This is a genomic window from Pseudomonas sp. I2 (assembly GCF_040984075.1).
In the GTDB taxonomy this organism is placed as follows: Bacteria; Pseudomonadota; Gammaproteobacteria; order Pseudomonadales; family Pseudomonadaceae; genus Aquipseudomonas; species Aquipseudomonas guariconensis_B.
In genome coordinates this window covers 121,276-141,875 of sequence record NZ_JBCGFQ010000001.1, presented here as the reverse complement: position 1 = coordinate 141,875, position 20,600 = coordinate 121,276, and the positions used below count along the sequence as shown (strand labels likewise).

The 20,600-nt window shown below is 63.8% G+C and carries 19 protein-coding genes and 2 pseudogenes; 7 read left to right on the top strand and 14 right to left on the bottom strand.

Features of this window, described 5'->3' with window-relative positions; all coding sequences use genetic code 11:
* Positions 1–39 precede the first annotated feature (39 nt).
* Together kdgD and WCE05_RS00655 are read right to left on the bottom strand one after the other, a co-directional pair.
* The gene (gene kdgD, locus WCE05_RS00660) at positions 40–951 is read right to left on the bottom strand and encodes a 5-dehydro-4-deoxyglucarate dehydratase (protein ID WP_225788403.1); all 912 of its coding nucleotides are present in this window, start codon (positions 949–951) and stop codon (positions 40–42) included.
* Between the two features lie 261 nt (positions 952–1,212).
* Positions 1,213–1,335 (bottom strand): annotated as a pseudogene (locus tag WCE05_RS00655) (LysE family translocator); the annotation flags it as partial.
* A gap of 216 nt (positions 1,336–1,551) precedes the next feature.
* Here WCE05_RS00655 and WCE05_RS00650 point away from each other — a divergent pair.
* Positions 1,552–2,793, top strand: coding sequence for a DUF1835 domain-containing protein (locus tag WCE05_RS00650; protein ID WP_368815296.1), 1,242 nt, complete (start codon positions 1,552–1,554; stop codon positions 2,791–2,793).
* Between the two features lie 105 nt (positions 2,794–2,898).
* Here WCE05_RS00650 and WCE05_RS00645 read toward each other — a convergent pair.
* From WCE05_RS00645 to WCE05_RS00620, 6 genes and pseudogenes are all read right to left on the bottom strand, one after another.
* Positions 2,899–3,051, bottom strand: a pseudogene (locus tag WCE05_RS00645) (arsenical resistance protein ArsH); the annotation flags it as partial.
* A 91-nt stretch (positions 3,052–3,142) separates the two neighbouring features.
* Complete coding sequence (locus WCE05_RS00640) at positions 3,143–3,613, bottom strand: arsenate reductase ArsC (RefSeq protein ID WP_368815295.1); 471 nt, start codon at positions 3,611–3,613, stop codon at positions 3,143–3,145.
* Between the two features lie 28 nt (positions 3,614–3,641).
* Complete coding sequence (locus WCE05_RS00635; RefSeq protein ID WP_368815294.1) at positions 3,642–4,925, bottom strand: arsenic transporter; 1,284 nt, start codon at positions 4,923–4,925, stop codon at positions 3,642–3,644.
* 22 nt (positions 4,926–4,947) lie between these two features.
* The gene (locus WCE05_RS00630) at positions 4,948–5,295 is read right to left on the bottom strand and encodes a metalloregulator ArsR/SmtB family transcription factor (protein ID WP_225788399.1); all 348 of its coding nucleotides are present in this window, start codon (positions 5,293–5,295) and stop codon (positions 4,948–4,950) included.
* Positions 5,296–5,637: 342 nt separating this feature from the next.
* Positions 5,638–6,285 carry a hydrolase gene (locus tag WCE05_RS00625; RefSeq protein WP_225788398.1) on the bottom strand — a complete coding sequence of 216 codons (648 nt, stop codon included), beginning with the start codon at positions 6,283–6,285 and terminating at the stop codon, positions 5,638–5,640.
* 175 nt (positions 6,286–6,460) lie between these two features.
* Entirely contained in the window at positions 6,461–7,390 is a 930-nt protein-coding gene (locus tag WCE05_RS00620; RefSeq protein WP_368815293.1) for a LysR family transcriptional regulator, read from the bottom strand.
* A 296-nt stretch (positions 7,391–7,686) separates the two neighbouring features.
* Between WCE05_RS00620 and WCE05_RS00615 the strand changes: the two genes are divergently transcribed.
* Both WCE05_RS00615 and WCE05_RS00610 read left to right on the top strand, forming a co-directional pair.
* Positions 7,687–8,328 carry an HD domain-containing protein gene (locus WCE05_RS00615; RefSeq protein WP_225788396.1) on the top strand — a complete coding sequence of 214 codons (642 nt, stop codon included), beginning with the start codon at positions 7,687–7,689 and terminating at the stop codon, positions 8,326–8,328.
* Positions 8,329–8,371: 43 nt separating this feature from the next.
* Entirely contained in the window at positions 8,372–9,844 is a 1,473-nt protein-coding gene (locus WCE05_RS00610; RefSeq protein WP_368815292.1) for a catalase, read from the top strand.
* 47 nt (positions 9,845–9,891) lie between these two features.
* Here the strand turns inward: WCE05_RS00610 and WCE05_RS00605 are convergent, their stop codons facing one another.
* Both WCE05_RS00605 and WCE05_RS00600 read right to left on the bottom strand, forming a co-directional pair.
* A complete protein-coding gene (locus WCE05_RS00605) occupies positions 9,892–10,884 on the bottom strand; it encodes a GlxA family transcriptional regulator (RefSeq protein WP_368815291.1) in 993 nt (330 codons plus the stop codon).
* Between the two features lie 172 nt (positions 10,885–11,056).
* A complete protein-coding gene (locus WCE05_RS00600) occupies positions 11,057–11,587 on the bottom strand; it encodes a DUF4863 family protein (RefSeq protein ID WP_225788393.1) in 531 nt (176 codons plus the stop codon).
* Positions 11,588–11,763: 176 nt separating this feature from the next.
* Between WCE05_RS00600 and WCE05_RS00595 the strand changes: the two genes are divergently transcribed.
* Positions 11,764–12,747, top strand: coding sequence for a LysR substrate-binding domain-containing protein (locus WCE05_RS00595; protein ID WP_368815290.1), 984 nt, complete (start codon positions 11,764–11,766; stop codon positions 12,745–12,747).
* 158 nt (positions 12,748–12,905) lie between these two features.
* Here the strand turns inward: WCE05_RS00595 and WCE05_RS00590 are convergent, their stop codons facing one another.
* The 4 genes from WCE05_RS00590 to WCE05_RS00575 form a co-directional block, all read right to left on the bottom strand.
* Complete coding sequence (locus WCE05_RS00590) at positions 12,906–13,547, bottom strand: cupin domain-containing protein (protein WP_225788391.1); 642 nt, start codon at positions 13,545–13,547, stop codon at positions 12,906–12,908.
* A 375-nt stretch (positions 13,548–13,922) separates the two neighbouring features.
* Positions 13,923–14,459 carry an AAA family ATPase gene (locus WCE05_RS00585; protein ID WP_368815289.1) on the bottom strand — a complete coding sequence of 179 codons (537 nt, stop codon included), beginning with the start codon at positions 14,457–14,459 and terminating at the stop codon, positions 13,923–13,925.
* Between the two features lie 234 nt (positions 14,460–14,693).
* Positions 14,694–15,248, bottom strand: a complete 555-nt coding sequence (locus WCE05_RS00580; protein ID WP_368815288.1) for an AAA family ATPase — start codon at positions 15,246–15,248, stop codon at positions 14,694–14,696.
* Between the two features lie 39 nt (positions 15,249–15,287).
* A complete protein-coding gene (locus WCE05_RS00575; protein WP_368815287.1) occupies positions 15,288–16,253 on the bottom strand; it encodes a ribonuclease Z in 966 nt (321 codons plus the stop codon).
* A gap of 193 nt (positions 16,254–16,446) precedes the next feature.
* Here WCE05_RS00575 and WCE05_RS00570 point away from each other — a divergent pair, with 193 nt between their 5' ends.
* The 3 genes from WCE05_RS00570 to WCE05_RS00560 all read left to right on the top strand — a co-directional run bounded on the left by WCE05_RS00570 (position 16,447) and on the right by WCE05_RS00560 (position 20,401).
* Positions 16,447–16,956: a sigma-70 family RNA polymerase sigma factor gene (locus WCE05_RS00570; RefSeq protein ID WP_368815286.1), complete on the top strand. Its 510-nt coding sequence runs from the start codon at positions 16,447–16,449 to the stop codon at positions 16,954–16,956.
* The gene (locus WCE05_RS00565) at positions 16,956–17,903 is read left to right on the top strand and encodes a FecR domain-containing protein (protein ID WP_368815285.1); all 948 of its coding nucleotides are present in this window, start codon (positions 16,956–16,958) and stop codon (positions 17,901–17,903) included. The genes WCE05_RS00570 and WCE05_RS00565 overlap by 1 nt, the downstream gene beginning before the upstream one ends.
* A 68-nt stretch (positions 17,904–17,971) precedes the next feature.
* Entirely contained in the window at positions 17,972–20,401 is a 2,430-nt protein-coding gene (locus WCE05_RS00560) for a TonB-dependent siderophore receptor (protein WP_368815284.1), read from the top strand.
* Positions 20,402–20,600 lie beyond the last annotated feature (199 nt).

Genomic DNA, 20,600 nt, shown 5'->3' with positions numbered 1-20,600 from the left:
CCGCTTCGGCCATGGCAGGGCAGGTCGCCAGGGCGCCGCTTATTGCGGGCCCATCTTGTCCATCAGGGCTGCGAGCATCCCGTACTCTTCGGCGGTCAGGTCGGTCAGTGGCGTGCGCACCGGGCCCGCATCGTAACCGGCGATTTTCGCTCCGGCCTTGACGATGCTGACGGCGTAACCGGCCTTGCGATTGCGGATATCCAGGTACGGCAGGAAGAAGTCGTCGATCAGCTTGGCGACGGTGGCGTGATCATCGCGGGCGATGGCGTGGTAGAAGTCCATCGCGGTCCTGGGCACGAAGTTGAACACCGCCGACGAATACACCGGGACGCCCAAGGCTTTGTAGGCTGCAGCATACACCTCGGCGGTCGGCAGGCCACCCAGGTAGCTCAAGCGCTCGCCCAGGCGGCGACGAATCGACACCATCAGCTCGATGTCGCCCAGACCGTCCTTGTAGCCGATCAGGTTCGGGCAGCGCTCGGCCAGTTGTTCGAGCTGCGTGGCATTGAGGCGGCAGACGTTGCGGTTGTACACCACCACGCCGATTTTCACCGACTTGCATACGGCCTCGACGTGGGCTGCAACGCCGTCCTGGCTGGCCTCGGTGAGGTAGTGGGGCAACAGCAGCAGGCCCTTGGCGCCCAGGCGTTCAGCTTGCTGGGCATATTCGATGGCCTGGCGGGTGGAGCCGCCCACGCCGGCGAGTATCGGCACCGAGCCTGCGCAGGTATCCACGGCGGTCTTGATGACTTGGCTGTATTCGCTGGCCGCCAGGGAGAAGAACTCACCGGTGCCGCCAGCGGCGAACAGTGCGCTGGCGCCGTAGGGGGCCAGCCATTCCAGGCGTTTGACGTACCCGGCCGGATTGAAGTCGCCCTGGGCGTCGAAGTCGGTGACGGGGAACGACAGCAGGCCATGGGAGAGGATGGATTGCAGCTCTTGTGGGGTCATTGTTGTAGGCATCCTGTGGCGCTTGGGGTGGGGTTTTAAAGTTGAGGTAGGTTATCGTACAACTTGGCGGGTGCCTAGCCCTCACGTGAAGATTGTTTGACGTGGAGATCTAGCAGATGGCGACTACGGCGGGGTTTGATCGCAAGAGGTAGGGCGGGGAAAACAACTGTTGTCGTATCAGTTTGAGGAGTATGCAGTGACCAGCGACACCAAGCGCCTTGGCATCGCGCTGGTTCGGCCAGCGCGGTGCTTAACGTCTGGCATCGCCTGGCGCTTGCTCTCCACGGTGGCTGTTCTCAATACTCGCGCAGTGTCGAGCCTGGGCGTCAGGGTCAGCAGGGTGGCGGCAAGGGGGACGGCAAGAAGGCTGCCAGCGACGGACATGGCGGGGCCTGGGCTGGTGGGTTACGCGCACGTTAACGTGCAGGGCATTGGTTTGCCACTCGACGCATTGCTTCCCGTGGAGCTTGCCGCTAGAGTCTGGGCCAGGGCGTACGCTGCGCCTGCGGTCCGCGCGAAGGGGTTTCCCAGGCACGCTTGCTATTTTCCTTCACTCCAGCTCCCGGCTTGTCGGCGGACCGAGCCCCAAAAGGAGTTGGCATGCCTGCCATCCATGCATCCCGCCATCATGGCCTGCTCGACGTACCCGCCTTGCGCAAGCGCGCCAAGCGCCTGCTGGCGGCGCTGAACGACGGCGAGGCCGACGATGCCCGCGCACAACTGCGCACGCTCGGCCTGCCAGGCCCCGATTACCGTCTCGCCGACATCCAGTGGCTGGTGGCCCGCGAGGCCGGCTTCGCCAGCTGGCCCAGGCTCAAGGCCCATGCCGACGCCGTCGCCTTCGCCGCACGCCACCCAGGCTTTGCCAGCGACGGCGAGGCGAGCGTACAGCACTGGCGTTGCGGAAACGATATCGAGCACAGCTTGCGCATCGCGGGATTCGCCGGTGCGTTCCATATGTTCGCCGACCCCATGGTGATGGGGCCGGTGCCGGCGCTGCCCGAGGAGGAGTACTGGGCGGTACGCGCCGCTTACATACAGCAGGCGTTCGGCCTTGCCGCCGTGGATATCGAACAGCGCCAAACCCAGCAGCGTTCGGCACTGGCGCAGTTGGGCGCCGACAGCGAAGTGGTGCTCTGGTGCGAAGCGGACGCCTACGACCAACTGTTCCTGGTGCGCCTGCTGGCAAGCCTGCCCAGCCTGCCGCGCCGGCTCGAACTGATCGAAATCAACCAGGTTCCAGGTGTCGAACGCTTCATCGGGATCGGCCAACTGGCCCCGGACCTGCTCGCCTGGCTCTGGCCGCAACGCCGCGCGCTGGGCGAGGATGCCTTGGCCTTGGCGCGCCAGGCATGGGCGGCCTATACCGCAGCAGATCCGCGTACTTGGGCAGGCCTGGCCACCCGGCAGCATCCCGCCTTGCCGCTGCTGGGGCCGGCGCTGGCGCGCCAGTTGCAGGAGCTTCCGGGGGCGGCTGACGGTTTGAGCCTCACCGAGCGGCTGGTGTTGCGCATCCTGGCGGTACATGGCGAACGTCCCGCTGGCTGGGTATTCGCCCAGCTGATGCAGCACGACGAGCCGCTGCCATACCTGGGCGACCTGATGTTCCACACCTTGCTGCGGCCACTGGTCGATGCACCCCGCCCGCTGTTGCATGAAGGAGAGGGCGATAGCTGGTCGCAACGCCCCCTGCGGTTGACGGCGCTTGGCGAGCAGGTGTTGGTCGGGCAGGCCCATTGGCTCGACCAGGCACCTGCGCCGCGTTGGGTTGGCGGGGTGCGTATCGCTGGCGACCAGGCGCCTTGGGTGGTGAGTGGGGAAGGGCAGGTCTGGCGGCGCTGATGGGCCTGACTCCAACATCGATGCCGGTCAGTCAAGACTTTCAGTTGCCATTTGGGGCGCGAAGCGGCCCCAAGTGGCAGTTATATACAGATGGCCACGGCCACCTCAGATGGAGCGCTGATTGACACGTGCGCTGAGCTGTTCGGCATTTTCCTTACGCTCCGAGTAGCGATCCATCAGGAACGCTTGGCGGTCACGCAGCAGCAGGGTGAACTTCACCAGTTCTTCCAGTACATCGACCACACGATCGTAAGCAGGATACGCGGCTTGTGGTCGCTGGTACGGGTGCCGGTACGTCGAACAGCGAAAGGTCGAGGTTGGGCAGTTGCTCTGACATGGGGCCTGCTGCTCAGAGAGCGCCGATGCGGTCCAGCTCGCGTTTGAGCTCGTCGCGATCGAGCGTGCCGAAAGGCAGTTCGAAGAAGGTTTCGCATCGCTTGCGGATATGCGCCAGGGTGACGCGGAAGGCGGTATCGACCGACGCTTCGTCGCCAATGCTATCGGACGGGTCCTCCAACCCCCAGTGAGACTTCAAGGCAGGGCCGAAATACACCGGGCAGGCTTCCCCGGCGGCCTTGTCGCAGACGGTGATGACGATGTCCGGCGGATTGCCCTCGAACGCGTCATTGCCCTTGCTGCGCAGGCCTTCGGTGGAAATGCCGGCTTGTCGCAAGGTGGCGAGACTGCGCGGCAATACCTGCCCCTTGGGGAAGCTGCCGGAACTGATCGCCTCGAATCCCGACGGGGCCAGGTGGTTGAACAGCGCTTCGCAAAGGATGCTGCGGCAGCTGTTGGCTGTGCACATGAAAAGGACTCGCATGGAGGGCTCCTGCGCTGGGTGGCGAGCGTCAGAGGCCCAGGCGTAACGCCAGGGCCGAAAGGGTAATCAGCAGAACCGGCAGGGTCAGGAGGATGCCGACCTTGAAGTAGTAGCCCCACGTGATGCGCATGCCCTTGCGTTCCAGCACATGCAGCCAGAGCAGCGTGGCGAGGCTGCCGATGGGGGTGATCTTCGGGCCGAGATCGCAGCCGATGACGTTGGCGTAGATCATTGCCTCGCGTACCAGCCCATCTGCCCCGCTGGCCTGGATCGACAAGGCGCCGAGCAGCACGCTGGGCATGTTGTTCATCACCGACGACAGCAGGGCCGAGAGCAGGCCGGTGCCGATGGCGGCACCCCACACGCCATGCGCGGCCAGCCGGTCGAGCAACTGGGCGAGGAAATCCGTGAGGCCGGCATTCTTCAGGCCGTACACCACCAGGTACATGCCGAGGGAAAAGACCACCACCTGCCAGGGGGCCTCGCGCAGCACGCGACGGGTAGAGATCCTGTGGCCGCGAGCCGCAACCGCAAAGAGGGTCGCTGCACACACGGCAGCGACCGCACTGATCGGGATACCCAAGGGATCCAGGGCGAACAGGCCGATCAGCAACACCAGCAGCGTCCACCCGCCAACGACAAAGGTGGCGCGGTCATGGATTGCCGCTTTCGGCTCCCGCAGCGCGTCGAGGGCGTACTGCTTGGGAAGGTCGCGCCGGAAGAACAAGAAAAGCACCATCAAGGTGGCGGCGACGCTGGCCAGGTTCACCGGCATCATCACCGAGGCGTACTCTGCGAAGCCCAGCGCGAAGTAGTCGGCCGAGACGATGTTCACCAGGTTGGAAACTACCAGCGGCAGGCTCGCCGTGTCGGCGATGAAGCCTGCGGCCATGACGAATGCCAGCGTGGCAGCGGGCGGGAAGCGCAACGCGACCAGCATCGACATGACGATAGGCGTAAGAATCAGCGCCGCGCCATCGTTGGCGAACAGCGCTGACACAGCGGCGCCGAGCAGCATGCAGAAGGCGAATAGGCGATAGCCGCTGCCATTCGCCCAGCGCGCCACGTACAGGGCGGCCCATTCGAAAAAACCGGCCTCGTCCAGCAGCAGGCTGATGATGATGACGGCGATGAACGTGGCAGTGGCATTCCAGACGATGCTCCACACGGTCGGAATGTCGTGCAGGGAAACCGCGCCCACCCCCAGCGCGATGATTGCGCCCAGTGCAGCGCTCCAGCCCACGCCGAGGCCTTTGGGTTGCCAGATGACCAGCACCAGGGTGAACACGAAGACAGCGAGTGCAACTAGCATGGGAGGTTTGCTCGTCGAGAGGTCAGCAGCAGGCGGTAGCGCGGACGGGGCGGTCGTCCATGTTCTGCAAGCGAGAGGCGTTGTCCTGCAGCCACTGGGCATTGGCACGCAAGGTCACCTGCAGCATCTCGTGCACCCAGGCGGGTAGCTGCGGATTGAGGCGGTAATACACCCATTGGCCCTGGCGGCGATCGAGCAACAGGCCGCTGCTTCGCAGTTGTGCCAGGTGACGGCTGATCTTCGGTTGGCTGTGGTCCAGGGCACACATCAGCTCGCAGACACACAACTCGCCCAAACGGGCGATGAGCAAGGTGGCACGAGCCCGGGTCTCGTCGGACAGGCTCTTGAAGACCTCGGGAGGCGTAATCATGGGCAGGGCTCTTCATATGGAGATTCGAATATACGGATTTCCATATGTTTCGCGCAACCCCAGCCACTGCTGTCTATAGGGAATGATTCATGTGGATGTGGGCGAGCTGCCACGATCCGTTACTCGGTCGTTTCAAACGCCTCGTGGGACGCCACGACCCCAGCGGGTAGTTCAGTGCTCGGAAGTACCCAGGCGAAAAAAGCCCCGCAATCGAAACGAGCTACGGGGCAACGATGCGCCTGTCGTGGGAGCGGCCTTGCCGGGGCGCCAGACCGGTCGTCAAGGGCTTCACGGCTTCAAGCACCTTGAACGGGTCGGCTCTTCAGCAAAACGGCGATCGCCTCAATGGTCGCTCATCATCGCGTTGACGTACTGGATACCGACCCCGAAGGCTCCACCGAATCTTCTGGAGATACCGGTGGTGAGGTCGTAGGTTTCCACCCGGGCCCAGTCGCGTTGCAGTTCGAGCAGGTAGGTGAGGGCGGTGATCGGGCGCGCGCCGGCCTGGATCATGCGTTGTACCGCGCGCTCATGGGCCTCGGCGGTGCAGTCGCCGCAGGCATCGGTCACCACATAGACCTCGTAGCCTTGCTCGAGTGCCGACAACACGGGGCCATTGCAGCACACCGACGTCCACAGGCCGCAGATGACCAGGCGCCCCTTGTCCGTGGCGTTGATCCCGGCGATGAAGTGTTCGTCTTCCCAGGCATTGGACGTGGTGCGGTCGATGACGTCGGCGTTGGGGAAAGCCTCGGTGATCTCTTCGAACAGCGGGCCGGCGAAGGTGTCCTTGGAGATCGTGGAGATCACCGTCGGGACGCCGAAGCCCTTGGCCGCATGGGCCAGGATGGCGGTGTTGGCACGCAGGTTGGTGACGTCGATGGACTTGGTATTGAAAGCCATCTGCGATTGGTGGTCGATCAGCACCAGGGCGTGGTCGTGTGGGCTCAGCAGGCTGCGGGCGGGTTTGGCGCAGGCTTTGATGCTCATGGCGGTGAGTCCTCTTGTAGGTTTCGGTGTGCCCACGTGCGGCGGGCTGCATGCAGTCACGGATGACGGGCCGGCCCACGATCATCGTGCCTGGAAAGTCTACGTTCAGCCCCGGCGCCATGAGCGTGCGTTTAGGCGAAACCGATTGCGCAAAAATGCCGATGGCGTGTGCGGCCTACTGCTCGCTCGTGCCCGGGGCGCCATGGCCTTCGATGAAGGCACGCTGGCGGACGATGGCGTCGGCGCAATGCGTCATGAAGGCATAGATGCGTTCTGATTTGCGGATGTCGGGGTGGGTCAGCAGCCACAACTCGTCATACACCTCGGGCTCGACAGGGCCGATGCGCACAAGGTCTGGCACCAGGTCGCCATGCATGCAGGGCAGCAAGCCGATGCCGATGCCCGCGCGGATGGCTGCCGCTACGCCGTAGACCGAGTCGCTGCGGTAGATGATGTTTTCGCGGGGTACGTGCTCATCGATGAATTGGTATGCCTTCAGGCTGGACAGGCCTTTGCCGTAGGAAACCCAGGTGCTCTGGTGTAGCGTGTCGAGCGCGCACGTACCGTCTGCGTATTTATCCAGGCGCCCGTAGGTGGCCCAGGCGACGAGGGCCACCTTGCGTCCGAACAGGTTTTCCGGGACGGCCAAGGTTGCACGCAAGGCAATGTCGGAGTCGCCGCGGGCGAGGTTCAATGGCTGGTTGCTGACGATGACCTCGATGCGTATGCCTGGGTGGCAAGCCTGGAACTCGGCGATGATGGGGGTGAGGAAATCCACCAACAGCGCATCGCTGGTGGTGATGAGCAGGTCGCCCTTGTAGCGTTGGGCCTGCTCCGACACCCGCCGCGCCACGCCGAGAACGTCTTTCTCGACGCGGTTGGCCAGGGCGATCATGTCGGCGCCCGCGGCGGTCGCCACATAGCCATTGCGCCGACGGTCGAACAGTACCACGCCGAGGGTGCTTTCCATCGCCGAGAGCCTGCGCGAGACGGTCGAGTGATTGATGCCGAGCGCGTCGGCGGCCCCCATCTGGCTGTTGCATTCGCCGATGGCCTTGATGATGCGCAGATCATCCCATGAGAGTTTGTCCAGGGCCTCGCTCATGGTGGTGCTCCTCCGGTTCTGCCGGTACTGGTCGCTGTGATGGACAGGGTGTGCCGTCAGGGTACCCGGCTGGAGGCCGGCCCTGCCTGGGGGCGATGGGCGTTTGGCGTGAAACGATGTCTGTCTGTCCTGATCCGAGGTCGCTCGTTTCTTGTTCCGTTGCAGGCCCGGTGCTGGAATTTCTCCAGGCGCCGCGAGGGCTCCATCGTCCACCCGGGCAGTGGTGATCGCGGCAGTACAACCTTGGCATTCGCGCACCTTGCTTCACCGCGCCGCCTGACCTGGAGTGTATGTCGATGACCGAAATCGTTGCTGGTATCAGAATCCCCGATAGCGCGATCGCCCGCGCTGCCACTGAGCTCGTTCGCGATACCGAGGACGACCTGCTGTTCAACCATAGCCGCCGGGTGTTCTGCTGGGGGGCATTGACGGGCGAACGCCGCGGCCTGGACTACGACCCCGAGCTGCTGTACCTGGGCGCCATGTTCCACGACATGGGGCTGACAGCGCGCTACTCGAGCCCTGAGCTGCGCTTCGAGGTCGATGGCGCCAACGCGGCCCGGGATTTCATGAAGAGCTACGGGGTCGCGGAGCGTGACATCGAGGATGTCTGGACGGCAATCGCCTTGCACACCACGCCCGGGATCCCCGAGCACATGCGGCCCACCATCGCCCTGGTGACGGCCGGGGTGGAGATGGATGTGCTGGGCATTGCCTACCATGACTTCAGCCACGAGCAGCGTTGCCAGGTCTGCGAGCATCATCCCCGTGAGGCGAATTTCAAGGAAGGCATCATCGAACACTTCGCCGACGGTATAAAACACAAGCCGTTGACCACCTTCGGCAACGTCAAGGCCGATGTGCTGGCGCTGAAGGTCCCTGGCTACACGCGCATGAACTTCTGCTCACTCATCCTCGGTTCGGCGTGGCCGAACTGAGGCAAGTGCCCGTGACCACCACCTGACGCCAGGAGCCATCGACATGACCGACACACGTTCCCGCGACAACGGCGCGCTGCCGACCCTGACCCATGCCACAGGGGCCCCGGTAGCGGACAACCTCAATACCATGACCGCCGGCCCTCGCGGCCCGGCGTTACTGCAGGATATCTGGCTGATCGAAAAGCTGGCGCACTTCGACCGTGAAGTGATCCCGGAGCGGCGCATGCATGCCAAGGGCTGGGGCGCCCATGGCACCTTTACGGTCACCCAGGACATTACCCGCTACACCAAGGCGAAGCTGTTCGACGCGGTCGGTAAGCAGACCCCGCTGTTCGCGCGTTTTTCCACCGTGGCCGGCGAGCGTGGCGCCGCCGACGCCGAGCGCGATATTCGGGGCTTCGCGGTGAAGTTCTACACCGAGGAGGGCAATTGGGACGTGGTGGGCAACAACACGCCGGTGTTCTTCTTCCGCGACCCGATGCGTTTTCCCGACCTGAATCACGCCATCAAGCGCGACCCGCGCACCGGGCTGCGTTCGGCCGACAGCAACTGGGATTTCTGGACGCTGCTGCCCGAGGCCCTGCACCAAGTGACCATCGTCATGTCGGACCGTGGCATCCCCCGCAGCCTGCGGCACATGCACGGTTTTGGCAGCCATACCTTTTCGCTGATCAACGAGGCGAACGAGCGGGTGTGGGTCAAGTTCCATTTCCGTAGCCAGCAGGGTATCGAGAACCTGACCGACGAGCAGGCCGCGGCCTTGATCGCCACGGATCGCGAAAGCCATGGCCGTGATCTGCTCGAAGCCATCGAGCGGGGGGATTTCCCGCGCTGGACACTGTTCATCCAGGTCATGACGCAAACGCAGGCCCGGGCGCACCAGCACAATCCGTTCGACCTGACCAAGGTGTGGCCGAAGGCCGAGTACCCGTTGATCGAGGTGGGGGTGATGGAGCTCAACCGCTACCCGGACAATTATTTCGCCGAGGTGGAGCAGGTAGCATTCTCGCCAGCCAACGTGGTGCCCGGTATCGGTTTTTCACCGGATCGCATGCTGCAGGGACGGCTGTTCTCCTATGGCGATGCGCAGCGCTACCGGCTGGGGGTGAATTTCAACCACATCCCGGTCAATGCGCCACGTTGCCCCTTCCATAGCTATCACCGCGACGGCGCCATGCGCACCGACGGCAACCTGGGGCCCACGGCGAGCTACTGGCCCAACAGCAAAGGCACCTGGATTGGCGACGACCCATCGCTGAAGGAGCCACCGCTGGAGCTCGATGGTGCGGCCGACCATTGGGACCATCGCCGCGATGACGACCACTACGAGCAGCCCGGCAACCTGTTCCGCCTGATGACGCCTGCGCAGCGGCAGGTGCTGTTCGACAACACCGCGCGAGCCTTGGGGGATGCGCGCCTGGAAGTGAAACAGCGGCATGTCGCCAACTGCGCCAAGGCCGACCCCGCCTACGGTGCAGGTGTTGCCCAGGCCTTGGGCCTGTCGCCTGCCTGACAGACCGGCCGCCTGCCCATGCCGGCGTGCCGTCATGGGCAGGTGCGCTATGCCTGCGCTGTGCTGGAGGCCGGTGCCTGGCGGCGGAAGCTGGCCCGGTACTGGGCCGGGGTGATGCCAAGCCGTTCGCCGAAGGTGATGCGCATGCGGTCGACCGTGCCGAAGCCACAGTCGTAGGCGATGGTTTTCAGGGGGCGGTCGCTGGCTTCCAGCATCATGCGCGCGGCATCGATGCGCGCGCGCTGCACGAACTCGTGTGGGGTGATCCCGGTTTCCTGCACGAAATAGCGCGCCAGGTTGCGTGCGCTCATGCCAACTTCGGCGGCGAGCGATTCCAGGCTGTGCCGCTCGCCGATGTGGGTCATGACGTGCGTCTGGATGCGTGCTACCGGTGAGGCGGGGTTGGCCGGGGCGGTGAGGTACGGGCTGAACTGCGACTGGCCACCCTGACGCTGGGCTACCACCACCAGCCGCTTCGCTACGGTCAGGGCGATGTCCTGTCCATGGCATTGGCCGACCAGGGCCAGGGCCAGGTCGATGCCGGCGGTGACGCCTGCGGAGGTCACCAACCTGTCGTCGCGCACATAGATCGCGTCGGGCTCGACGCAGGCGTTCGGAAATCGCGCGGCCAGCTTGGGGACATTTTGCCAATGCGTTGTCACGCGGCGCTGGTCGATGAGGCCGGCGTACCCCAGCGCAAATACACCTGTACAAATGGAGCCGTATGTATGCGCGTGATTCGGGGCTTTGCTGGCCCATTCGATGAGTCTCGGATCCGGTGGTGCGTCGGGCAAGGCAGGGCCGCCGGCGATCAGCAGGATATCGAACGTCCCGGTTGCTTCAGCGAAGGTGAGGTCCGCCCGCAACTGCATGCTGTTCGATGCCCGCAGCGGGCTGTCGTCGGCGGCGACCAGCACTGTTTCGTACCGGTCTCCAGTTGCCAGGTAGGCGTTGGCTTCATGGAACACATCCATTGGGCCGACGACATCCAATGCCTGAACGCCATCGTGGATGGCAATCGCCACTGTTCGTACCGTCATCAGGTATTCCCTTGTACTGGCTCGGCGCCAACGCCGTGCGAGTGTTCGGTGACAGGATCGGTGAAGCGGCGGCCAGGAACCGTGCCTGGCCGCCGTCTGGATCATGATGCGCGGGCCGCGTCCCGGAAGTCAGCCAATTTTGGCAGGTGGGCGACATGCCGCAGCGATTAGTCTAAGGGGTATTCCGCACGTCATAGGCGATACGTCCTGCGGGTAGAAAGAAAAAGGCGATGAGCGCGCCGCCTTTGACCTCGGGAAAGTGCTGGCTGCCCGGTGCCGGAGCGGTCCAGCCAGCGCCTTGCCAGCCCTGCGGGCCTGCCAGCATGGCATCCTTGTCCAGCGGGATGACCATGTTCAGTTCGCCATAGGGATGGCGGTGATAGTCGCCACGGAAACTATGATCGACGTTGTTCATCTCATGGCTGCGGCTGTTCATGTAGACGGCGGTCATGCTGAAGTAGAAAGTGTCTGCGCTCGGCTCGCATAAACGGCTGCGGCGATAATGTTCACCGCTGATTTCGACATTGGCGAGCCAGCCCTCGGCCACGCCTTCGATCACGCGCTCGGCGATGTATCGATACGTTTCGCTGTCCGGGCCGTAATGTGCGTTCAACCAGTTTTCGGTTTCCGTGCCGGCTGTTTTATCTTTGACCAAGGCAAGGAAGTTGATACAGGCATTGATTAACTCATCTCTCTTTTTCAAGGGGGTGCCTCCTCGTGTTGTTGCCAGAAATTCTCCCATTGTTGTTTTTCGATAAGAAACGAATTATCTGCAGTGTGAGAATGCAGCCTGTTCATGGCGCAGTAGCGTACCTGTACTTTCGCTTCGATGAAGTTATGCATCATGGATAATCGACAGGTTGGGCGGGGAATGACCCAATGATTGCTTTCGACAAACTGGACCTGAACCTGATCCGGGTTTTCGATGCGGTCATGGAGGAGCGCAGTGTCCTGCGCGCCAGCCAGCGCCTGCATTTGAGCCCGTCTGCGGTGAGCCACGCGCTGGGGCGTTTGCGCGAAGGGTTGGGCGAGGAAATCTTCGTCCGTACCGGCCAAGGCATGACGCCTACCCACTACGCCTACCAGATCAGCGAACCACTGCGTTCGGCCTTGCGGAGCATCGGCGAGACGCTGGCCGGCGCAGCCGGCCCGTTCAACCCCGGGAGCATCGACCGATCGTTCGTGATTGCCGCCAACGACTATTTGTCGGCTACCTTGCTGCCGCAGTTGAACCGCCAGTTGCGCAGCGCTGCACCGGGTATCGACCTTGTGATTACGCCAGTGACACGCCTGGACTTGGCCGAGCAGATCGACCTGGGCCGCATCGATGTTGCGCTTGGTATGTTTCGCAGCGTGCCGGAGCGTCTGCGCAGTCGACCGATCCTCCTGCAGGAAGAAGTGCTGGTCTGTCGCGGCGACCATCCGCTGGGCAGTGCCCAGGCGACTCTTGCCGACCTCGCACGCTACCCGTTGGCCGTGGTTTCGCTAGGTGGCACGGATGCGAACAGTGACTACATTCTCGAACGGGGGTTGGCGCGCCAGACGGACATGTACGACCGTGGCGCGCTGGAGAACGCATTGGCCCAGGCAGGCCTGACGCTGCGCCGGCAAGTCGTGCTGCCGCATTTCCTGGCACTTCCCCTGTTGCTCGAAGACAGCGAGTTGCTGGCCATCATGCCGCGCCCTTTGGCCCGGACATTTGCCCGCACAATGGGCTTGATGATCAAGGAACTGCCTTATCCCGTAGCCCACCAGCAACTGGAGATGGTCTGGCATGGCAATAACGAAAACGACCCATCACAACGTTGGTTGCAAGAACAAGTTGCCTGTGCCGCGAAAGCATTGGACGTTCACGATGTGTGAAGAGGGGGCGTGCCGCGGTGATGGGGTAAGGGGGGGCGTTCTCATGTAATGTTCGGGGCATTTTTAAAGTTCACATAGGGACGTATGACTCGACGTTATGCCAAGGTCATTGATGAAGTCTCAGCGCTCTGTCGATTCACTGTATTTACCAGGTCGCCTCAGAAACCTAGATCTGGCGCGGCATCCTTGAGCCACAGGCGGGCGCCCCGGGCGCCGGCCACGGCCTCGAATGGCATGCCGGGCGGCAGGCGCATCCAACTCAGTGGCTGTAGCGTGAAGTCTTCCCCGGCTATTTCGCCGTCGAGCAGCAGCAACTCCAGCCCCCGCGGATTGGCCAGTTGCACGGGCGATCCGGGCCTGGGCTGCTGGACCCAGACCCGTTCACATGCGTTCTCGAACAGCACCTGGTCGCCATGGACGGCCAGCGACGTGACGACCTGCTCGCGATCGTCAGCATCGAACTGGCGAAGCCGCACGAAGATCATGCAGCCTTCGCTCGCCCCTGGAGAATGTAAGCTGCCGGGCGGATTGCGCACGTAGGTGCCCGCTGGGTAGCGACCATGCTCGTCCTCGAACACGCCATCGAGCACGAGAAACTCCTCACCACCCGAATGGACATGTGCGCTGAACTGGCTGCCGGGGGCGTAGCGCACCAGGCTGGTGGCCCGTGCCTGCTCGCCACCCAGGCGATACAGTGGGCGCCGCTCCACACCGGGCAGCGGGCTGGCGACCCAGGGCAGGCTCGCGCCATGCATGATCGCGCGCAGCGAGAGGTCGGCGTTCAGGCGATCGGGGATCATGGTTCGATCCTGCCGCTGTTCACCACCATGTTCTTGTCGTCGAGCATGAGCGTCTCCCGAAACTGTAGCGCTGCGTACTTGGATGCTGCGTCGGATATGCAATTACAACCGGACACTAAGGTGCATATTCAAAGTGAGCGCCGCAAAGGTAGCCCTCACTGCCCATGAAAAGCCTTCCGCATGATCCGATCAAGTCGATGCCAATTGAGCTGGTCGGAATGCATATCCATCCGCCTGAACGAGCTGTCGCGTCTCGTTGCCGGTTCCGCAACCCAATTTCAATGGCCTGGCCAACATCTATCTGGTTCGACAAGACTCATCGTGTGGGAGATGGCCCGCGTTTCTCGCTCTGTTGGTAAAAAGCAGTCCAACGGGTCATGGGCAGGTACTTTCGTTCAGCGCGGGCAGGCCATCGAGAAATGCAGACACCTGCCGAGTGTTGCGCAAGTGAACCGTAGGCACCTGGGGCCCCATGGCCAGGCGCATGGCCTCGATACCCGGGCGGTAGTCACGATCGAATTGCCATACGAATTTGAGAAAGGTCAGGAACGCCCTGTCCAGGTGCTCTCTACACCCTGCTGCAATGTCAGGCCGAGGGCGGTTCATGACGCTACGCATGATCACCCGCAGGAAACAGGTCAGCCGCGGCGTATCGAGCCAGATGACCAGGTCGGCGCGGGGCAGGCGAAGGTCGAAGGTCCGGCGGGCATAGTTGCCTTCGCAGATCCAGGCATCCGTGGCGACCGCCTCGCGGACTCGCGCGCGGAACTGCTCGGCATCGGGTTCGATCCAGCCAGGTTCCCAGAACAGTGTGTCGAGGTGTACCACCGGCAGGCCAAGGCGCTTGCCTAGGGCGCGGGCGAGAGTGGACTTGCCACTGCCGGCATTGCCCAGAATCACAATCCGTTGCATGAGGACTTCCTGTCGCGAAAAAGGCCGGCGATTTTGCAGGTTTTCTCTGGCCTGTCAACGTTGGGTGGAGCCATTGATCGTTTCTCGGAAAGGGGCGTGCGGTGAGAGGCGCGGGGTAGGTCTTTAAACTGCTCCCAATCAGTATGCCGATGTCATGACCTCGGACGAGGTGGTCGCGCAGTTGGGCCTGGGGTAAAGCGGGTTCATGGAGGGCTGCAAAGCGAGCCCGGCGGCTCAGTACGCTGCCAAGGTATCGAGCACGAAATCCGCCCGCGCCGCCACGCCGATCTTGGGCAACAGCGATACCTCGTACCCCAACGATGGATAGGCCTGCAGGAGCCGCTCGAACTCAGCCCGTGCAGCCTCCATGTCGTGCCGGCGCTCCGCGTCCTGCACATAGATTTCCGGCCAGGGCGGGGTGAGAAACACGTGCGGGTGATAACGACAGGATTGGCCTAGCGTGGCGAGCAGGGGCTCTCCTGTCAGCGCCTGGATTGCCGCCGCCGCATCGACCAGCCCACGATCGAAGAAGACCCACTGGCGGTCGTTGCGCGGAGCCTGGGCATGGTCATCCAATGCCAGGTCGATGACCCGGCGTAAAAAACCGACGGTGTCGACCCAGGGCAGTGCCTGGCCTCCCGTGCGTATTTCTTCTTGTACGATGCGCCGGCCGGGTTCTTCGACCACGGCATGGCCACGCCGCCCAAGCTCCTCGAGCAGGGTGGACTTGCCGCCGCCCGAGCAGCCGGAAATGATGACGAAGCGGTTCATGGGGATTTCCTTGTTCATGATGATCATCGATCGACAACCCACGCGTCATGCGTGTGCCTATTGAGCGTCCACCGGCACAAGGCAGCCATCGCGCCCCATGCGGTAGCGCTGCAGGTCCTGCGCCAGCACCAGGTGACCGCTGTAGTGCGCCCGAGCCTCTTGGCGAACGTCTTCGATCGAGGGGCTGCGCTGGGCATTGGGCTGGTAGCGGGCGCTGAAGTGGGTCAGCACCAGGTTCGCAACGCCCGCCGACTCGGCGAAGCGGGCCACGGCCGCGGCGGTGCTGTGGCCGAAGGTCGCCTGGGTGCGTTCGACGACCGGTTCGGTGAAGGTCGCCTCGTGCACCAGCACATCCACGCCTTGCGCCACGTCGGCCAGCAGCCCGGGGGTGTCGTTGTCGCCGCAGACGATCACCCGCCGAGGCGGGCGTGACGGGCGCAGGTAATCCTGGGCGTGCAGCAACCGCCCGGCATGTTCCACCGAGTGGCCGTGGGCAAGCTCGCCCCATAGGGGGCCGCGGGGGACACCGTCGGCCTCCAGGCGTTGTATATCCAGGCGAGGGTCGGGGTTGACCTCGGTGAACACATAACCATAGCTGGGCACCCGGTGCGATAGCTGCACGGGGGTGGCCTGGATGTTGCCACTGCACCAGCCCTCCAGGCTTTCGACCGCCTGCAGGCGCAATTCGAAGGGCAGGTAGGTCTCGCTGACGGCCAACCCCAGGCGCAGCCATTCGTGCAGCGCGGCCGGCAGTATCAGGTCGAGCGGTTCGCTACGCCCGGACATGCCGGCACTGGCCAACAGGCCCGGCAGGCCGAAGCAGTGGTCGCCATGGACATGGGTGATGAAGATCGCGCGCAGGTCGCAGACCGACAGCGGGGTTCGCAGGAGCTGGTGCTGGGTTGCCTCGCCGCAATCGACCAGGTACCAGGCGCTGCCGCTGGCCTCGATGAGGGCGGTACCGCTGACGTTCCGGGCCTTGGTGGGGATCCCGGCGCTGGTGCCTAGAAACTGCAGGTCCATGGGTGCCGGCTCCTTTGTTCGTGGCGTTCAAGGTTGCGTGTAGTGTACGACCATTGTCGGGCGGATGGATTCAGGGGGCTGCATAGCCGCTTTTTCAACCCTCGGCTTGGCCGATGTACAAAGCACTTGGAACCAAAGCGATATGTAAAATAGAATTACTATCATTTGCGACCATCGCCCAGAGCCTCCCGACATGATTGATGCAGCGCCGCCCGCGGAGCACAGCCTGCCCGCCCTGTACCGTGACCATCGAGGCTGGCTGGAAAACTGGCTGCGGCGGCGCATGGGCAATGCCTGGGATGCGGCGGACCTGAGCCAGGACACCTTCCTGCGGGTGCTCGCCAACTCCCACCAGCTCGCCGAGATCCGCGAACCCCGGGCCTACCTGCTGACCGTGGGCAAGCGCCTGCTGAGCACCTTCTACTCCAGGCGCAGCCTCGAGCAGGCCTACCTGCAGGCCCTGGCGCAGTTGCCGGAGCAAAGCGTGCCGTCGCCGGAGCAGCGCTGGGTGCTGCTGGAAACCCTGCAGGCCCTGGACGAGCTGCTCGCCGGCCTGCACGCCCCGGTGCGCAGGGCATTTCTCTGGAGCCAGCTGGAAGGGCTGGGCTACCGTGCAATCGCCGAGCGCCTCGGTGTTTCCGAGCGCACCGTCAAACGCTACATGGCGCAGGCCTACGAGCACTGCCTGTTGGCGGAACTGTGATGCCCGCCACGCCCACCAACGAGGCGCGCGAGGTCGCTCGTGCCGCAGCCCGCTGGCTGGCGCTGCTGGAGTCGGGCAAGGCTCGCGAGAGCGATCTGCTGCAGTTGGAAGCGTGGCGCAATGCAAGCGGCAGCCACGAGCGTGCCTGGCAAAAGGCACAATTGCTGCGCCAGCGCTTTTCCGAGCTGCCTGGCGCCCTGGCGATGGCCACCCTGGATCGCCCGGATGCGGGCCGGCGTCGGGTGCTCAAGCAGGCCCTCGGGGTTGCCGCGCTGGTACCGGCGGCCTGGATGCTGGGGCGGCAAATGCCTTTGGAGGCCTGGGTCGCCGACGTGCACACGGGCATCGGCGAGCAGAAGCGCCTGACCCTGGCCGATGGCAGTTCGTTGCAGTTGAACACCGACAGCGCGGTCAACATCGACCTGACTGCCCATCAGGTGACGCTGCTGCATGGCGAAATCGCCCTGGACGTCCACCGGCATGCGCACTTGACCGTACAGGTGCCATTCGGCCGCGTCATGGTTGGCGATGGCGAAGTCTGCATGCGCCTGCTCGAGCGCGATTGCCGGGTGGCCGTGGTCAAGGGCGCCGTGCAGCTGCAGCCACTGCACGGCGGCACCTTGTCTCTCCACGAGGGGCAGCAGGCGAGCCTGCACGCGACCGGCACGGGCCCTGTTGGTACGACGGATAACCTGCTGCTGGGCTGGCGTGACGGGGTACTCATGGTCGAGGACCAGCCCTTGGGGGATTTCTTGCGTGAGTTGCGCCGCTACCGCCCCGGACTGCTGCGTTGGGAGCCCGAGCTGGAAACCTTGCGGGTGACCGGCACCTTCCGGCTCGACGACACCGACCGGGTGCTTGCGCTGCTGACTGCCAGCCTGCCGCTGGAGGTGCATGCCCGTACGCGGTACTGGATTACCTTGTCTTCTCGGAAAAATCTTGCCTGAGCCTGTCCCTTTTTTTCGCGTCGCTGGTCATTGCCGGTAGGAGAAAAGAAAAAGGGGAGCATTCTTCAATGCCAGCAGTATTGCCTTGCCGTTCACGTCCGGCTGCGCCTGGTGCGCGTCCATTGCTGCACCTGGGGTTCGCGATGGGCCTGAGTGCCAACCTGTTGTTGATTTCGCCCAGCTGGGCCGAGGACCTCGGTCGCCGCAGCTACGAGGTGCCAGCGGGTACCCTGGGCACCGCCTTGACCCGTTTCGCCGGCCTCGCCGGGGTCAGCCTGTCGGTCGACCCGGCTCTGGTGAGCGGGCGGCGCAGTGCCGGGTTGTCTGGTACCTACAGTATCGATGAAGGCTTCGCACGGCTGCTCCAGGGCAGTGGCCTGCAGTTGCAGCCAGTGGGGGACGGCGCCTATACCCTGTTGCCGGTACCGCAGGGTGCCGATGCCCTGGAGATCGCCCCCACCACCGTCACCGGTACCCGTGCCTTGGGCAGCGATGCCGAGCCTTATGCCGGTGGTCAGGTCGCGCGCCGTGGTTCGCAAGGCCTGCTCGGCTCACGCGACTTCATGGAAACACCGTTCAGCATGACCACCTACACCCGCGAGGCGGTGCAGAACCAGCAGGCGCGGACCCTGGGCGACCTGATCGCCAGCGATCCCTCGGTGCGTTCGACCAACCCGGCTGGCGGGCGCTTCGAGCAATTCACCATCCGCGGGTTCAGCCTGTTCAACAGCGACGTGTCCTACAACGGTCTTTACGGCATCCTGCCGACCTATTCGATCGACATGGAAATGGCCGATCGTGTGGACATCATCAAGGGCCCGAGCCAGTTGATCAACGGTATCTCGCCACGCGGCAGCGTGGGGGGTGGGATCAACGTGGTGCCCAAGCGCGCGGGCGATACCCCGGTCACGGCATTCACCGGCAGCTACGCCTCCGACAGTCAGGTGGGTGGCGCAGTGGATATCGGCCGGCGTTTCGGTGAGGACGGGCAGTTCGGCCTGCGCTTCAATGGCGTGAAACAGTCCGGTGACACCGAGTGGGAGCAGCAGAGTGTCGACCGCGAGATGGCCGTGCTGGGGCTGGATTTTCGCGGTGAGCGTGTGCGCCTTTCGGCGGACCTGGGCCATACCGAGCGCGATACCGACGCGCCCCAGGAGCGGGTCCTGGTCGGCGCCAATGCCCAGGTTCCGCATGCTGGCGACGTGCGCCACAACTATGCCCAGGCCTGGAGCAAGGCGCGCACCAACGATACCTTCGGCGCCGTGCATGGCGAGTTCGATATCAGCGACGCGCTGATGGCCTATGGCGCGGTCGGTGCGCGCAAGAGCAACCATGACTTTCTCCGGCACAATGTGTCGATCGTCAACGATGCCGGTGACTTCAGCGTCCAGCCCCGCGACTTCACTCGCGACGAAACGGTCAGGACGGCCATGGCCGGGTTGCGCAACTGGTTCGACACCGGGCCGGTGAGCCACGAGCTCAACCTGGCCGCGACCTACTTCTACATGGACTTCGAGAACGGCGGCGCCCGTTATGCCGCAGCGCCCAGCAACCTCTACGACCCGGTACCGACACCGACGCCCGGCACGCCGACCCGCTACGATGCCAAGGTCTACACCGAGAACCGCTTCACGGGCCTGGCCTTGTCCGACACCCTCGGTTTCCTCGACGACCGCCTGCTGCTGACCCTTGGCGCCCGCTGGCAGCGGATCAAGGTCGATGACTGGACCGGTGACGTCAAGGGCGACACTGCCTACGACGAGGAGAAGGTCTCGCCGTCGGCCGGCATCCTGTTCAAAGTCAGCGATCGGCTGTCGCTCTACGCCAACTACATGGAAGGCCTGAGCCAAGGCAAGATCGCGCCGTCGACCTCGCTCAACGAAGACCAGATCTTCCCACCGTTCACCAGCCGCCAGGTGGAGGTGGGCGCCAAGTACGACCTGGGCCGGGTCGCCTTTACCGCCAGTGCCTTTCGCATCCGCCAGCCCGCCTATGAAACCAACGCCACCTCGCGGGTCTTCGGACCCAACGGCAAGCGCGACAACAGGGGCATCGAGCTCAGTGTGTTCGGCGAGCCGCTCGAGGGCTTCCGCCTGCTGGGTGGGGTGATGTACATCGACAGCGAATTGACCGATACCGTGGGTGGCGCGTTCGATGGCAACCGTGCACCGGCAACGCCTGAGTGCAACGTCAACCTCGGTGCCGAGTGGGACGTCCCGGCGTTGCCCGGGGTGACGTTGACCGCACGCGGCATCCACTCGAGTTCGCAGTACCTGGACCAGGCCAACAGCAAGCAGATCGACGGTTGGGAGCGGCTGGATATCGGTGCCCGGTATGCGTTCAAGGTCGACGACAAGCACGTCACCCTGCGTGCCAGTGTCGAGAACGTATTGGATGACCGCTACTGGGCGTCGGCCGGGGCTTCGGATGACAGCGAACCGGGCCTGACCTTGTCCACGCCCAGGACCTACCTGCTTTCGGCAACGCTGGGGTTCTGAAGGCGTCATTTGGGGCCGCTTCGCGCCCCTTTCGCGACACAAGGCCGCTCCCACAGAATGCTCCGCATGGCACATGATTCGTGTGCACCGTTGGCTTTTTGTGGAAGCCGGCTTGCCCGCCAATGGGCCACCCCGTCAGCAGCAATGCTTCCCTGTACCGCCCCGCTCACGGATAATCCCTACCCATTCCAACAACAGC